This window comes from Antarctobacter sediminis (assembly GCF_019218285.1).
GTDB lineage: Bacteria > Pseudomonadota > Alphaproteobacteria > Rhodobacterales > Rhodobacteraceae > Antarctobacter > Antarctobacter sediminis.
On record NZ_JAHUZG010000001.1, the window covers coordinates 1,316,013 to 1,330,157 of the forward strand.

General features: G+C 65.8%; 13 protein-coding genes. 9 read left to right on the forward strand and 4 right to left on the reverse strand.

What is annotated here, in order from left to right; genetic code table 11:
• Window positions 1-266: 266 nt before the first annotated feature.
• The 6 genes from KJP30_RS06340 to KJP30_RS06365 all read left to right on the forward strand — a co-directional run bounded on the left by KJP30_RS06340 (window position 267) and on the right by KJP30_RS06365 (window position 8,037).
• Entirely contained in the window at window positions 267-2,777 is a 2,511-nt protein-coding gene (locus KJP30_RS06340; RefSeq protein WP_218448448.1) for a putative PEP-binding protein, read from the forward strand.
• 172 nt (window positions 2,778-2,949) lie between these two features.
• On the forward strand, window positions 2,950-3,633 hold the full coding sequence (locus KJP30_RS06345) for a cell wall hydrolase (protein WP_218448134.1): 684 nt from the start codon (window positions 2,950-2,952) through the stop codon (window positions 3,631-3,633).
• A 94-nt stretch (window positions 3,634-3,727) separates the two neighbouring features.
• A complete protein-coding gene (locus KJP30_RS06350) occupies window positions 3,728-4,666 on the forward strand; it encodes a dihydroneopterin aldolase (protein WP_218448135.1) in 939 nt (312 codons plus the stop codon).
• 39 nt (window positions 4,667-4,705) lie between these two features.
• Window positions 4,706-5,719: a dihydropteroate synthase gene (gene folP / locus KJP30_RS06355; RefSeq protein WP_218448136.1), complete on the forward strand. Its 1,014-nt coding sequence runs from the start codon at window positions 4,706-4,708 to the stop codon at window positions 5,717-5,719.
• Window positions 5,716-7,059 (forward strand): phosphoglucosamine mutase, encoded by a 1,344-nt coding sequence (glmM, locus tag KJP30_RS06360; protein ID WP_218448137.1) that lies wholly within the window; start codon window positions 5,716-5,718, stop codon window positions 7,057-7,059. Before folP ends, glmM begins: the two co-directional genes overlap by 4 nt.
• A 99-nt stretch (window positions 7,060-7,158) precedes the next feature.
• A complete protein-coding gene (locus KJP30_RS06365; protein ID WP_218448138.1) occupies window positions 7,159-8,037 on the forward strand; it encodes a WSC domain-containing protein in 879 nt (292 codons plus the stop codon).
• A gap of 27 nt (window positions 8,038-8,064) precedes the next feature.
• On the opposite strand, the gene KJP30_RS06370 is transcribed toward KJP30_RS06365, so the two are convergent.
• The 4 genes from KJP30_RS06370 to proS all read right to left on the reverse strand — a co-directional run bounded on the left by KJP30_RS06370 (window position 8,065) and on the right by proS (window position 11,454).
• On the reverse strand, window positions 8,065-8,586 hold the full coding sequence (locus KJP30_RS06370; RefSeq protein ID WP_218448139.1) for a DUF2937 family protein: 522 nt from the start codon (window positions 8,584-8,586) through the stop codon (window positions 8,065-8,067).
• Between the two features lie 89 nt (window positions 8,587-8,675).
• Entirely contained in the window at window positions 8,676-9,608 is a 933-nt protein-coding gene (locus KJP30_RS06375) for a serine hydrolase domain-containing protein (protein ID WP_218448140.1), read from the reverse strand.
• Window positions 9,602-10,072 (reverse strand): hypothetical protein, encoded by a 471-nt coding sequence (locus KJP30_RS06380; protein WP_218448141.1) that lies wholly within the window; start codon window positions 10,070-10,072, stop codon window positions 9,602-9,604. The genes KJP30_RS06375 and KJP30_RS06380 overlap by 7 nt, the downstream gene beginning before the upstream one ends.
• A gap of 32 nt (window positions 10,073-10,104) precedes the next feature.
• Entirely contained in the window at window positions 10,105-11,454 is a 1,350-nt protein-coding gene (proS, locus tag KJP30_RS06385) for a proline--tRNA ligase (protein ID WP_218448142.1), read from the reverse strand.
• 210 nt (window positions 11,455-11,664) lie between these two features.
• Here proS and KJP30_RS06390 point away from each other — a divergent pair, with 210 nt between their 5' ends.
• From KJP30_RS06390 to KJP30_RS06400, 3 genes are all read left to right on the forward strand, one after another.
• The gene (locus KJP30_RS06390; RefSeq protein WP_218448143.1) at window positions 11,665-12,111 is read left to right on the forward strand and encodes a YybH family protein; all 447 of its coding nucleotides are present in this window, start codon (window positions 11,665-11,667) and stop codon (window positions 12,109-12,111) included.
• 189 nt (window positions 12,112-12,300) lie between these two features.
• Window positions 12,301-13,386, forward strand: a complete 1,086-nt coding sequence (locus KJP30_RS06395) for an AI-2E family transporter (RefSeq protein ID WP_218448144.1) — start codon at window positions 12,301-12,303, stop codon at window positions 13,384-13,386.
• Window positions 13,383-14,117, forward strand: coding sequence for a P-loop NTPase family protein (locus tag KJP30_RS06400; protein WP_218448145.1), 735 nt, complete (start codon window positions 13,383-13,385; stop codon window positions 14,115-14,117). Before KJP30_RS06395 ends, KJP30_RS06400 begins: the two co-directional genes overlap by 4 nt.
• The last annotated feature ends 28 nt before the right edge of the window (window positions 14,118-14,145 follow it).

Sequence of the window (14,145 nt, forward strand, 5' to 3'; positions counted from 1 at the left end):
GGGACAAGCGCGCACCGGCTCGGCCCGGCCGCAACTCTGCGCCCATGGTGGCAAACGCCCGCTGCCACGACGCCCCTGTTCACCGCGCCCAAGCCACTGGCCCAAAGGGGGGCGGTGCGGGGTGGGCGGGTGGGAGCGCCGCCCCCCTTTTCCACGCTTGCCAAGCGGGCATCAGCGCTTATTCTGCACCCCACCCCGGAGGCGCTGCAGTGCAGAAACCCGATAGCCAGAACCCGAATGTCACGGTCATCACCCCCGATGCGCCGATGTCGACCCCGACGCATGGGGGCCGCGCCAAATGCCTGCAACGGCTGGTGCGCCTGCACATGCCCGTGCCGCGCACCGTGGCGCTGTCCTTCGACGCGGTGCACCGCATCGCCGCCGGCAAGTTTCCCGACACCGATGCGCTGATCGCCGCCTTCGATCCCGGCGCTCTGCTCTGCGTGCGCCCCTCCTCCGAAGACCCCGACTGGGGCGGCCCGGGTGCGATCCTCAACATCGGCATGAATGACGCCCGCTTTGTCGAAATGGCCGACGAGATCGGCAAGGAAGCCGCCGCCGGGCTCTACCTGCGTTTCGTGCAGGCCTATGCGATTCATGTCGCCCGCCTTGACCCCGATCTTTTCGACGAGATCGAGGACACCGGCTGTGCCGGTCTGTCCGCCGCTCTGCGCGCCTACGAGGAAGAAGCCGAGGAACCCTTTCCACAGAATCCCGCCCGCCAGCTGCGCGAGGTCCTGCGCTCCATGGCCCGCGCATGGGAAGGCACCTCCGCCCGCCTCTTGCGCCAGGCCAAGGGCGCGCCGGTCGATGCGGGGCTTGGCCTGGTGGTGCAGGAAATGGCGCTGGGGCTGGGCCATGGCGAATGCGGTTCGGGCGTGCTGCAACTGGTCAACACGGACACCGGCCTGCCGCAGATCACCGGGCGCTACCTGTCGCAAAGCCAGGGACGCGAGGCGCTGCACGGCGGCAATGCCAGCCTGTACCTGACCCGCGATCCCCGTGGCCCCTCGCTTGAGGAACTGGCCCCCGAGGCCTTTGCCGATCTCACCCGGCAGGCCGATCTGATGCGCCGCCGCCTGCGCGCCGAGATGCAGATCGAATTCACCATCCAGAACGGCCAGGTGCATATCCTTGACGGGGTGCGCGTCAACGCCAGTTCGCGCGCCGCGCTGCGCATCGCGGTGCGACTGGCGCAGGACGGTATCATCTCGCCCGAAGAGGCGGTGCTGCGCATCGAACCGCGCGCCATCAGCGAACTGCTGCACCGTCAGGTGGCCCCCCATGCCAGGCGCGAAGTCATCGGGCGCGGCATCGCCGCCAGTCCCGGGGCCGCCACCGGCAAGATCGTCTTTTCCGCCTCCGAGGCTCAGGCCAGCGCGGCGCGCGGCGAACCCTGTATCCTCGTGCGCCGCGAAACCTCGCCCGAGGATGTGCGTGGCATGCATGCGGCGGTGGGCGTGCTGACCGAGCGCGGCGGCATGACCAGCCACGCGGCGGTGATCGGGCGCGGGCTGGGCCTGCCCTGCGTCGTGGGCGCGGCACGGATGCGGTTCAACCTGCAACGCAAGACGATACAGGGCGCCGACGGCAAGACCTACCGCGAGGGGGAGACCATCACGCTGGACGGCACCTCGGGCGAGGTGCTGCTGGGCGCGCCCGAAATGGTCGAGGCCGCGCTGGACGAGGCCTTCAACACGCTGATGGGCTGGGCCGACGATGCCCGCGACATCGGCATCCGCGCCAATGCGGACACGCCCGCCGATGCGGCCACGGCGCGCAATTTCATGGCGCAGGGGATCGGCCTGTGCCGCACCGAGCACATGTTCTTCGAAGCCGACCGTATCACCCCCATGCGCGAGATGATCTTTGCCGATACGATTGCGGACCGGCAGGCGGCATTGGCCTTGTTGCTGCCCATGCAGCGCAACGATTTCAAAGAGTTGTTTCAGATAATGGAGGGGCTGCCGGTCTGCATCCGGCTGTTCGATCCGCCGCTGCACGAATTCCTGCCCACCGACCGCGCCGGGCTGCGCGACCTTGCCGAGGCGCTGAACCTGCCGGTCTCCGACGTCACCCGCCGGGTCGAGGCGATGGGCGAATACAATCCCATGCTGGGCCTGCGCGGTGTGCGGCTGGGCATCACCGTGCCCGAGATCTACGACATGCAGGCCCGCGCCATCTTTGAGGCCACGCTGGAGGCCAGTCGCGAAGGCGCCCCCGTGGTGCCCGAGATCATGCTGCCGCTGGTCTCGGCCAAGCGCGAGGTGGAACTGATCCGCACCCGAATCGAGGCGGTGGCCGCCGCGGTGCGCACTGAACGTGGCCGCGATTTCACCTATCGCCTTGGCGTCATGGTGGAAACGCCGCGCTCTTGTCTGCGGGCGGATGAAATCGCGCCCTACTGTCATTTCCTGTCCTTCGGCACCAACGACCTGACCCAGATGACCTATGGGCTGTCCCGCGACGATGCAGGGCGTTTCATGTCCGATTACGTCACCCAAGGGGTCTTTACCGAAGACCCGTTCCACGTGCTGGATGTCGAAGGCGTGGGCGAACTGGTGGCGACTGGTGTGCAGCGCGGCAGGTCGACCAACCACGAAGTCACCCTGTCGATCTGTGGCGAACATGGCGGCAACCCCGAATCGATTGCCTTCTGCCGCTCGGCAGGCATGGATTACGTCAGCTGTTCGCCCTTCCGCGTGCCCGTCGCGCGGCTGGCTGCGGCACAGCTTGCGCTCAAGGACAGGGGCCTTGCCGGCCCGCGCAAACGCTAAGGGAACAAGGGCCAAACCGGGGTCCGCGCGGACTCGTCGACACAGGTCGGTGGCAAACCGCCGCCCTTACTTAACGTCGCCTTTACCCAAAAAGCATTTTTAGATAAGCAGTTCGGCGTTGCGTGACGTGAGGCACCACGCAATGCATGCTCGATTGGGGGATAACTTCGACATGAAAATCATATCCACTGCCCTGCGCCGTGGCCTCGTCCTTGCGGCCCTTTCCCTTGCTGCCGGACCTTTGGCCCTGCTTTCCAGCCCGGTTTCTGCCGACCCGGCGCGAAGCGCGCAGACGCTTTTGACACTTGAAAGCCGCGCCCTTGCGCGCGTCGGAAACAGCCACCTCAAGGGGCTGGTGACACCGGTCAAACCGACGCCCGCAGCGGCGGGCACCGTCAGCGGCGGTTTTTCCTATTCCAAGGACTGGCTGGCCAAACAACCCGCGCCCAAGGGTGGCGCGCAATGGCAGTGCCTTGCCGAGGCACTGTATTTCGAAGCCCGGGGCGAAACGCTTGAAGGTTTGTTCGCCGTTTCCGAGGTGATCATGAACCGGGTCGCGTCGAAACGCTTTCCGAATTCGGTCTGCGGCGTCGTCAATCAGGGCACCGGGCGCAAGTTCGCCTGCCAGTTCACCTATACCTGCGACGGTCGCCCGGAACACATCGACGACAAGCGCGCATGGAGCCGGGTCGGCAAGGTCGCCCGAGCGGTGCTGGACGGCAAGGCAACCGGTCTGACCAAGGGCGCGACGCATTATCACGCCACATGGGTCTCGCCCTCGTGGGCGCGGAAATATACCAAGACCTACGCCCATGGCGTCCACATCTTTTACCGCCACACATGGCGCGGCGAATAACCGGTCGCAAACCGACCGCAACAGGGCGCCTCGCGGCAAACCGCGCGGCGCCCTTTTCCATAGCGTGAAGCACCACGCCAGACGAAAGCCCCTCATGCCCAGCGACATCCGCCTAGCCTTCGCCCACCCTTCGGAACGCAGCATCGCCACCGCCGGCGAAGCGCCGCATGACCGGATCTCGGTCCGCGATCATGTGGTCGAGGTCGACATCGGCGCCTTTCAGGCCGAACGCGGCACCAGCCAGCGGGTCCGGTTCAACGTGGTGGTCGAGGTCATCCCCTTCACCGGTTCGCTGGACGATGACGTGGATCGCATCCTGTCCTACGACCGGGTGACCGAGGCAATCAGCCACGAGCTGGAGGCCGAGCGGCTGAACCTGCTGGAAACGCTGGCCGAACGCATTGCGGAACGTATCCTGCTGGAACCGCAGGCGCTGCGCGCCTTCGTGCGCATCGAAAAGCTGGATCGTGGGCCCGGCGCGCTGGGGGTCGAGATCGTGCGCTCGCGCCGCGACGTGGCCGATCATCTGAACACCAAGGCCGAGGAAGTGGCCCAGGAACGTCCGCACCCGCGGGTGGTCTTTGTGTCGAATGCCGCCATGGCGGATGATCGCCTGCCCCGCTGGCTGGACGAGCTGGAGGCGCGCCGCGCCCCCCTGATCCTCTGCGTCGGTCAGCCTGACCTGCCGATCCCGCAGACCAATCACAAGATGACCCAGCGCCGGGTCGACCTGCTGTCGATCGAACAGAATGCCTGGTGCCTTGCCGCCCGTGACGACCGGGCCAAGGTGGTGGCCACGCGGACGGAACTGGACTGGGCGATGAAGAACGGCCAGATCTGCGTCTGGGCGCCGTCCAAGATCGTGCTCGACGCCACGCAAGGCCCCAAGGTGCAACCGCGCGATTCCGTGGCCCTGGCCAGCTGGTTCGCCGGAGAGATGGACGCCTGCGAATACTTGGTCATCGGCGAAGATCTGCCGGAAGACCCGCCCGTCGCCGCCCGCGCCTTAAGCCCCGGCGAGCCCCTGTTCTGACCGCTTGCCAAACGCGCCCGGATCGGTCAGTCAGACGCCATGAGCGCCTATTACCGACCTATCGTCAGCTTTGACAGCGTGCGCCCCCCCGGGGCGCTGGATCTTGCGGGCGGACCCGGCTGGTTCGCCGAGGCCGTCTGCCATCGCCGCGATGCGCCGCCGCAGATCGTGCCCGCATCGGCCATCCCCGAGGACTGGCGCGACCGCCTTGCATCACGGCGTCCGCCCATGGCCGGGATGGTCTTTGACAGCCCGCGCATCATGGGGATCCTCAACGTCACGCCGGACAGTTTCTCGGACGGCGGCAGCCATCAAAGCGCCGCGCGCGCCGTGGACCGCGCGCGCGAGATGGTCAAGGCCGGTGCCAATATCATCGACATCGGTGGCGAAAGCACCCGCCCCGGCGCGCTGCCCGTCCCGCGTGAGGCCGAGATCGCCCGCGTCGAACCGGTCATCACCGCGCTCTACCGCGAACTGACGGTGCCCATGTCGATCGACACCCGCAAATCCGCCGTGGCCGATGCCGCCGTCAACGCGGGCGCGGCCCTGGTCAACGATGTGTCCGGCTTTACTTATGACCCGATGCTGGCGCGCTATTGTCTCGACAAGGGGGTGCCGGTCTGCGTGATGCACGCCCGCGGCGACCCCGAGACGATGCAAAACGATCCCCGTTATGAGGACGTGTTGCTGGACGTCTATGATTTCCTTGCCGCGCAGGTTGCCATGCTTGAAGAGATGGGCATTCCGCGTGGTCGCATCATCGTCGATCCTGGCATCGGTTTTGGCAAGAATATCGAACATAACCTGACCTTGCTGCGCGATGTGGCCCTGTTTCACGGCATCGGCTGCCCGGTGCTGGTCGGCGCGTCCCGCAAGGGGTTCATCGGCAAGATTACCGGCGCTTCTCCGGCGGTCGAACGTATTTCGGGTTCGGTCGCGGTGGCGCAGGCGGCGGTGGCCCAGGGGGTCCAGATCGTCCGCGTGCATGATGTTTCCGAAACCGCCCAGGCGCTGGCCATGTGGCGGGCCATTTCCAGAGGACAATTTCCATGAGCCGCAAGCTTTTCGGCACCGACGGGGTGCGCGGGACCGCCAATACCTTTCCCATGACGGCCGAGATGGCCCTGATGCTGGGCGCGGCCGTAGGGCGTTATTTCCGCAATGAACATGGCGGCGTTCACCGCGTGGTGATCGGCAAGGACACGCGCCTGTCGGGCTATATGTTCGAAAACGCGCTGACCGCCGGGCTGACCTCGACGGGAATGAATGTTCTGCTGCTGGGACCGGTGCCGACACCCGCCGTGGGGCTGTTGACGCCTTCGATGCGGGCCGATCTGGGCATCATGATCTCGGCCAGCCACAATCCCGCCGCCGACAATGGCATCAAGTTCTTTGGCCCCGACGGGTTCAAGCTGTCGGACGAGGTCGAGAGCGAGATCGAAGCGCTGGTCGAGGCCGGAGTGCGCCCTGCCCAGCCGGAAAACATCGGCCGCGCGCGTCGGATCGACGATGGCCGCTTTCGCTATCAGGAACGGGTCAAAAGCACCCTGCCCTCGGGTCTGCGGCTGGACGGGCTGAAGGTGGTGGTCGATTGCGCCAACGGTGCCGCCTACAAGACCGCGCCCGAAGTCCTGTGGGAACTGGGCGCGGATGTGGTGCAGATCGGTGCCACGCCCAACGGGCTCAACATCAACCAGAACTGCGGTTCGACCAAACCCGATGCCGCCGCCGAGGCGGTGGTACGGCATGGCGCGGACGTGGGCCTGTGTCTGGATGGCGACGCCGACCGGATCATCCTGATCGACCAGAACGGCAAGGTCGCCGATGGCGATCAGTTCATGGCGCTTCTGGCGGCCCGCTGGGCCGAGGAAGACCGGCTGATGGGCGGCACTTTGGTGGCCACGGTCATGTCGAATCTCGGGCTGGAGCGTTTTCTGGGTGATCGCGGATTGCGTCTTGAACGGACCAAGGTCGGCGACCGCTATGTGGTCGAGGCGATGCGCGCCGGCGGATGGAACCTTGGCGGCGAACAGTCCGGCCATATCGTGATGACCGATTACGCCACCACCGGCGACGGGCTGATGGCCGGGATGCAGTTCCTGTCAGAGATGGTCCGCACCGGCAAACCGGCTTCGGAACTGGCGCAAAGCTTTACCCGCGTGCCGCAATTGCTTAAAAACGTCCGCTACGGCGACGGGCAACCGCCGCTGGAGGCGGAAAGCGTCAAGAAGGCCATCGCCGATGCCGAGGGCCTGCTGACGGGCAAAGGCCGTCTGCTGATCCGCAAATCGGGCACGGAACCGCTGATCCGCGTCATGGCCGAATGCGAGGACGAACACCTGCTGAGCCAGGTCGTCAACGGTATCGTGGCCGAGGTCGAAGCGGTCGCCTGACCGCGACCCGCGCCGCCGCCCCGCTTGACGCAGGTCAATAGCGGCACCTCCACCGGTGTGTAAGCTGACAAGGCTTGGACCGTTGGAGGAGGCGAGACCATGCGACATCTCCGGAGCTTTGCGCTGACCTTATGGGTGATCGGGGCCCTGCCCCTGATGGCCGTGGCCGACATGACCGGCACCGCCGACAACGGGCGGCGGGTCCTGTTGCGGGACAACGGCACGTGGAGCTATCTGACCGGCGGCGCTCTGGTTGATCCGGCCTATTGCACCGAATACGCGGGTGCCGCGGTCTGGCAGCAGCAACAGAACCTCACGGTGCCTTGCGGCCAGTCCGGCCCGGATTGGCATCTGGACCGCGACCGCCATTTTGCGTGGTGCATGGCCGCCGCGCCGGGACAGGCGCAGGCCGCCCGTCAGGCGCGCTTTGACGTGCTGACCCGCTGCAAATCGCCCAGCGACGCGAAATACCAGCAATGCCAGACCTATGCCGATCACGCCATGTCGCAGGTCAGGCGCAACAAGGACTGGAACTGTGGGATCGACCCGAATGGCACCAACCCGCAATGGAGCCTGACACGGGCATTTCACGTCGACTGGTGTGTGAAATCCACCGATGCGGCCCGCGCCAAGATCGTGCAGATGCGGGCCGATGCGCTGGCGGCCAACTGCCGCCCTCCGGCCCCCAAGGTCACCTACCTTGGCTGTTTCAAGGACACCGGCAACCGCGACCTCACCGGGGCCTTCATGGCCAGCGCCGAGATGACACCGGCCCTGTGTTTCCAGTTCTGCCGCGACAAGGGCTTTGCCATTGCCGGGCTGCAATACGGTCAACAGTGTTTCTGCGGCAACCAGATCGGCCAATATGGCCGCGCCGAGATGAGCAAATGCGAAATGCCCTGCCCCGGCAACCCAAAGCAGATGTGCGGCGGGTTCTGGACCAACAGCGCCTTTCGGCTGGATGGCGCGGTTCCGTGACCCTGCCGCGCCCGCACGGGGATCGGTCTAGGCGGTGCCCCGCCCGCGCAGGGGCGCCGTCATCAGCCGCCATGACCGGCGCAGGATTGCAAACCCCAGCGCCAGAACTGCCCAGCCCACGACAAACCCGGTTCCGGCAAAGACCGCCCCTTCAAAGGTCGCGGGCACGGCCGGTTTGTAGGTTTCATAGGCCCGCCGGGCGACCTCGCTGTCGGGCATGACATCAAAGGCCAGCTTGGCCCGCATGAAGGGGCCGGCCCCCTCCAGCCGGGTCAGCGCTTTTGACAACCTGTCATGCCGCGCGATGTCCGCCACCATGTTGCCGGCCTGCGTGCGCGCCATCGGTCCTTCTTCGGCCAGGGCGGTCAGGTAGTGATCCAGCGTCATTCCCAGCTGCGCGGCATCGTTTTCATAACGGGTGACCTGCCGTTGCAACTCATCCACCGCGCCGCCCAACCGCTGCATGTACTGTTGCGAGAACTCGGGGAATTGCGACAGGCCCGCCGCCCCGGTCAGCCCGCCCGCCAGCAAGAGTATCCGCAAGATCATCTGCCCCTCTCCCGTCGCTTCTGTGGCGATCTGGGGCAGAGGATGCCAGATGCGGCCCGTTCAGGCGAGCGGATTTGCCCCCGCCCGGATCAATCGGCGAAAACTGCCCGGATCAGCGCATGGTCCAGCGCAACCATGGCGTCGCCGTCGACGCAGGCCCCATAGGCGGCCACGATGGTGTATTTTCCGGCCCAGTTGACAGCATAGGCACCAAGCCCGGCATCCTCGAAACACAGCGCGCCAAAGTGCCAGTGATTGGCCGTATCGCGCGTGATGCGGAACAACATCCCCAGCCCGTAATAGGCTCCGTCGCCCAGATCGGCACGGGGCGACAGGGTCGGGTCCGTCGCCGCAAAGCTGCCGCGCATCAGCCGGGCATAGTCCTGCACCGACATCTGCCAGCCGCCCCATGGGCCATAGCCGCCATATTCGGCCGATAGCCGCGCCGTGGTGATGCCCAGCGGGTCCAGCACCCGGGGTTGGCAAACCTTGTCGTACCAATCACCTCCGACCTCTTCGATCACAAGGCCGAGGATGGCGTAATTTTCGTTGTTGTACTGGTATTTGCCGCGGGTGCCTTGCTGGTGCCGGCGGTCCAGTGCGGTGGCCGTGACCTCTTGCCAGCGGCGGGTGGTGTCCCCGCGCCAGTCCGCCATCGGCCCCTGCGTGCTGTCCGGCCAGATCCCCGAGGTATGGGTGACAAGCTCGCCCAGCGTGATGTCACCGCCGTCTGCGATCCAACGGTCCAGCGGATCGTCCCAGCGCATCAGCCCGTCCTGCACCAGCGAGGCAGCGCAAAGCCCGGTCACCGCCTTGGAGAGGCTAGCCAGCGGCAGCCCCTCGTCCACGCGGCGGCCCTGCTCGCTGCCCAGCAGAACCGTGTCCCCGATCATGAAGACCAGCGCGCCGGGCGGGTTGCCCTGCGCGTCAAGCCAAGTGGTCCATTCCTGCGCCACGCGGCCCGATTGCGCCCAGACCGGCGCGGCGATCAGCGCCAGTGCCGTGGCCAGCGCCCTCAGCACGGGCCAAAGCCCAGTGACCCGGCGATGCCGCCGATCCGCGGATCATAGGTGCTGCGCAGATGTTCGGGATAGCGCAGTTCCAGATAGGCCAGCGCCTCTTCGCCGCCACAGGTTCGGCCCTGTTCGACGCGCAGGTAAAAGATCACATCGCCGTCGTAGCCGGACAGAACGAACCAGTCGCGCCCGCTGGCCTCGTAGGTGACCCGGGCCCCATCGGCGAGGTAAAAACCAAGTCGGCTGCGCCGTTCTGCGGCGAGGCTGTCCATGACCCAGCCGCCCCACAGGCGGATCTCGGCACCGTCGGCATAGAAAAAGGCGCGCCCGTCATCGTTGCCGGGGCGCGGCCCCATGTCGTATCCGCCGGGCAGATCCGCGTGAACACCAAACCGCCCGACCGTTTCGGCCGGGCAGATCGTGGCCAGCATCACACCTGAAGTCAGGGTGGCAAGGGCAGCTCGGCGCATGGGGTTCTCCTGTCAGGGCTGTCGCCCCCGGATCATGCCTCTGGCAGCGCCTTGTTGTAAATCGCCGCGATGCGGGCGATGGCCTGTTCCGGCGGCAGTTCCTCGCTTTCGCCGGTGCGGCGTGAGGTCAGTTCGACCACGCCGTTCTTGAGCCCGCGCGGACCCACGGTGATCCGCCACGGCAAACCGATCAGGTCCATCGTCGCGAATTTGCCCCCGGCGCGTTCGTTTGTGTCGTCATACAGCGGGTCCAGCCCGATCGCGGTCAGCGCGGCATAGATCGCCTCGCAGGCGGCATCGGCCTCGGCGTCGCCCTGTTTCAGGTTGACGATACCACAGTGGAACGGGGTCACCCCCTCGGGCCAGATGATGCCTTTGTCGTCATGGCTGGCCTCGATGATCGCGCCCAGCAGGCGCGACACGCCGATCCCGTGCGACCCCATGTGCACCGGCACCTTGTTGCCGTCCTTGTCCTGCACCGTGGCGCCCATCGGTTCGGAATACTTGGTGCCAAAGTAGAAGATCTGGCCCACCTCGATGCCCCGCGCGGTGCGGCGGCGGTCTTCGGGGATCTGGTTGAACAGCGCCTCGTCGTGGGTTTCATCGGTGCGGGCATAGCGCGAGGTGAATTCCTCCAGCACCGCCTGGCACTGTTCCTTGGAATCATAGTCGATTTCGCGGTCACCGAATTTCAGGTCGGTGATCTGGCTGTCGTAGAAGACCTCGCTTTCGCCGGTTTCCGCCAGCACGAGGAATTCATGCGTGTCGTCGCCGCCGATGGGGCCGCTGTCCGCCCGCATCGGGATCGCCTGAAGCCCCATGCGTTCATAGGTGCGCAGGTAGCTGACAAGGTGACGGTTGTAGGCGTGCAGCGCATCCTCTTTGGTCAGGTCAAAGTTGTAGCCGTCCTTCATGTAGAACTCGCGGCCGCGCATCACGCCGAAACGGGGGCGGATCTCGTCGCGGAATTTCCACTGGATCTGATAGAGCGTCAGCGGCAGGTCCTTGTAGCTGCCCACGTGGCTGCGGAAGATGTCGGTCACCAGTTCCTCGGCCGTGGGGGTGAACAGCATGTCGCGGCCGTGGCGGTCCTGCATGCGCAGCATTTCCTGCCCGTAATCGTCATAGCGGCCCGACTCGCGCCACAGGTCGGCGCTTTGCAGGGTGGGCATCTGGATGGCGATATGGCCGGCCTTGGCCTGTTCCTCGTGAACGATGTCCTCGATCTTGCGCAGCACCTTGAAGCCCAGCGGCAGCCAGGAATAGATCCCGGCGCTGGCCTGCTTGATCATGCCGGCGCGCAGCATGTAGCGGTGGCTGACGATCTGGGCCTCGGAGGGGGTCTCCTTGAGAACGGGCAGGAAATAGCGGGACAGGCGCATCTTGGACCTCTGAAAGGGCTGTTTTGCACCTCGTAGCGGGTTGACCGGAGCCGGGCAAGGGTTGCGCGTTGGTCGCCCAAGAATGCGCACGGCTCCGGCGCGCCAGCCTTGGCGATGCCCGCCGCGACGAATTGACAGGGATCATGTCGCCGCGTCGTGTCCGAGGGCACAGTGAACGCGGAGACGCGATGGAAAGAAGGAGGGATTTCCATGACACGTCCTGTTCTTGCCGCGCTGGGCCTTGCCCTTGTCACGGCCCTGCCCGCTGGTGCCGACGAGGCCGCCGACATCACGGCCATCGAGGCCATCTGGGACAGCTATGAAACCGCCCGCGTTTCGGGCGATGCGGAGGGCTGGCTGGCGCTTTGGGATGCGGAGGGCATCCAGATGCCGCCGGGGGTGCCCGCGCGCGGCTTCGACGCGCTGAAGGTCGCTGTGCCAAAGGGGTTCGCCGCCAAACCCGCCACCGCCATGCAGATCCTGCCCGAGGAAACCGTCGTCATGGGCGACTGGGCCTTTTCACGCGGCACCTACACCGCGACCATCGCCGGACAGGCCGGTCCGGTCGAAGTGGACGGCAAGTTCATGACGATCTTTCGCCGACAGGACGATGGCGGCTGGCGCATCTATCGCGACATCTTCAATTCGAACCGCTGACGCGGGGGCCGCGCGAACGGCCCCGCTTTTCTTTCCTTGCGGACCGCGAGCGCCCGAACGCGCGGCAATTTGATCGCATACCTGCGTCATCCACGAAACCGTCCCCAGAATTCGGCAGGCTGACCGGGCGCAAACTCTTGAATCTCCGCTGTCTCCGCGCAATGACTGAGGCATCCGAGAGGAGTGCGCATGGCCCTGCCCGTGAGGGATCAATTGAAGTACTGGGGGATCGCGGCAGCGGTCTTTTCCGTCGTGCTCTGGTTTCTGGGGGACGTGCTGCTGCCTTTCGTGCTGGGCGGTGCCATCGCCTATTGCCTTGACCCGGTGGCCGACTGGCTGGAACGGGTCGGGCTAAGTCGGGGCGCGGCGACGGCCTTGATCACGGTGGGCACGCTGTTGCTGTTCATCATCATGACGCTGGCGGTGATCCCGCTGCTGATCCAGCAGGCGATCGCCCTGTTCGAGTTCGCCCCGCAACTGTTCCGCGACCTGCGCAGCTTTTTGACCGAACGGTTTCCCAACATCATGGACGAAGGCAGCATCGTGCATTCGACGCTGATCGATCTGGGGGAGACCATCAAGCAAAAGGGCGGCCAGCTGATTCAGGCCGCGCTGGCATCTGTCGGGTCGATCCTGAACCTTGTGACGCTGTTCCTGATCACGCCGGTCGTTTCGGTCTATCTGCTGGTGGACTGGGACCGGATGGTGGCCCGGATCGACGAACTGGTGCCGCTGGATCACAAGCCCGTCGTGCGCCATCTGGCCTCCGAGGTCGACCGCGTGCTGGCCGGGTTCATCCGGGGCATGGGATCGGTCAGCATCATCCTTGGCACCTATTACGCGGTGGCCCTGTGGGTGGTCGGGCTGCAATTCGGCCCCGTGGTTGGGGTGATCGCCGGGATGCTGACCTTTATTCCCTATGTCGGGGCCATCGTGGGCGGCGTACTGGCCGTGGGGCTGGCGCTGTTCCAGTTCTGGGGCGAATGGTGGTGGATCGTGGCGGTCTACGCCATCTTCCAGTCGGGCCAGTTCGTCGAAGGCAACATCCTGACGCCCAACCTGGTGGGCAGTTCGGTGGGCCTGCATCCGGTCTGGCTTTTGCTGGCGCTGTCGGTCTTTGGTTCGCTCTTTGGCTTTATCGGCCTGCTGGTGGCGGTGCCGCTGGCGGCGGCCCTTGGCGTCATCGCCCGTTTCCTGATCCAGCAGTACAAGGGGTCGCGCCTGTTCCTCGGCCTGTCCAGCAACGGCAGCTTCTTCGGAGACGACGAGGAATGAAACCCACCAGCCAGTTGCCCCTGCCCCTGCCGTCGCGGACGGCGCGGGGCCGGGAGGATTTTTTCGTCAGCCCTGCCAATGCGCTGGCCGTGGCACAGATCGAAGGCTGGCGTGGCTGGCCTGCGCACAAGATGATCGTGGCCGGCCCAGCGGGATCGGGCAAGACGCATTTGGCCCATGTCTGGGCGGGCCTGTCGGGGGCCAGCATCGTCAAGGCCCGCGATCTGACCAATGAAACCCTCCCCGATCTGGCAAGCGGACCGGTCTGTGTCGAGGACATCGAAGAGATCGCAGGCGACCGCGGCGCCGAGGAAATGTTGTTTCACCTGCACAATCTTGTGCTGGCCGGGGGCGGTGCGCTGATGGTGACGGCGACCCGTGCGCCGGTGCATTGGCCCTTGGTCCTGCCTGACCTGAAAAGCCGCATGATGGGTGCGCAGGTGGCGCAAATCAGCGAACCGGACGACGCGCTGCTGGTGGCGCTATTGGCGAAACTCTTTGCGGACCGGCAATTGGTGCCCGGTCCCGAAGTCCTGTCTTATCTTGTGCGCCACATGCCGCGCAGCTATGCCACGGCAGCACGGCTGGTGGCGGCGCTGGACGCCGAGGCGCTGGCCCACCAGCGCGACATCAGCCGCCCTATGGCCGTGCGCGTGTTGCAACGACTGGTGCCACCGGGGGCCGAAGATCGCGGGACCTCGCGCAACGATCCCGGAGGCCAGACGACCTGATCCGCGCCGAACCGGGCGCCCCGTCATA

Bases quoted from the DNA above. Each gene is read 5' to 3' on its own strand.
- proS (WP_218448142.1), bottom strand. From the start codon at position 11,454: ATGCGCCTGTCCCGCTATTTCCTGCCCGTTCTCAAGGAGACCCCCTCC.
- glmM (WP_218448137.1), top strand. From the start codon at position 5,716: ATGAGCCGCAAGCTTTTCGGCACCGACGGGGTGCGCGGGACCGCCAAT.
- KJP30_RS06340 (WP_218448448.1), top strand. From the start codon at position 267: ATGTCGACCCCGACGCATGGGGGCCGCGCCAAATGCCTGCAACGGCTG.
- KJP30_RS06390 (WP_218448143.1), top strand. From the start codon at position 11,665: ATGACACGTCCTGTTCTTGCCGCGCTGGGCCTTGCCCTTGTCACGGCC.
- KJP30_RS06380 (WP_218448141.1), bottom strand. From the start codon at position 10,072: ATGCGCCGAGCTGCCCTTGCCACCCTGACTTCAGGTGTGATGCTGGCC.
- KJP30_RS06400 (WP_218448145.1), top strand. From the start codon at position 13,383: ATGAAACCCACCAGCCAGTTGCCCCTGCCCCTGCCGTCGCGGACGGCG.
- folP (WP_218448136.1), top strand. From the start codon at position 4,706: ATGAGCGCCTATTACCGACCTATCGTCAGCTTTGACAGCGTGCGCCCC.
- KJP30_RS06395 (WP_218448144.1), top strand. From the start codon at position 12,301: ATGGCCCTGCCCGTGAGGGATCAATTGAAGTACTGGGGGATCGCGGCA.
- KJP30_RS06350 (WP_218448135.1), top strand. From the start codon at position 3,728: ATGCCCAGCGACATCCGCCTAGCCTTCGCCCACCCTTCGGAACGCAGC.
- KJP30_RS06370 (WP_218448139.1), bottom strand. From the start codon at position 8,586: ATGATCTTGCGGATACTCTTGCTGGCGGGCGGGCTGACCGGGGCGGCG.
- KJP30_RS06365 (WP_218448138.1), top strand. From the start codon at position 7,159: ATGCGACATCTCCGGAGCTTTGCGCTGACCTTATGGGTGATCGGGGCC.
- KJP30_RS06345 (WP_218448134.1), top strand. From the start codon at position 2,950: ATGAAAATCATATCCACTGCCCTGCGCCGTGGCCTCGTCCTTGCGGCC.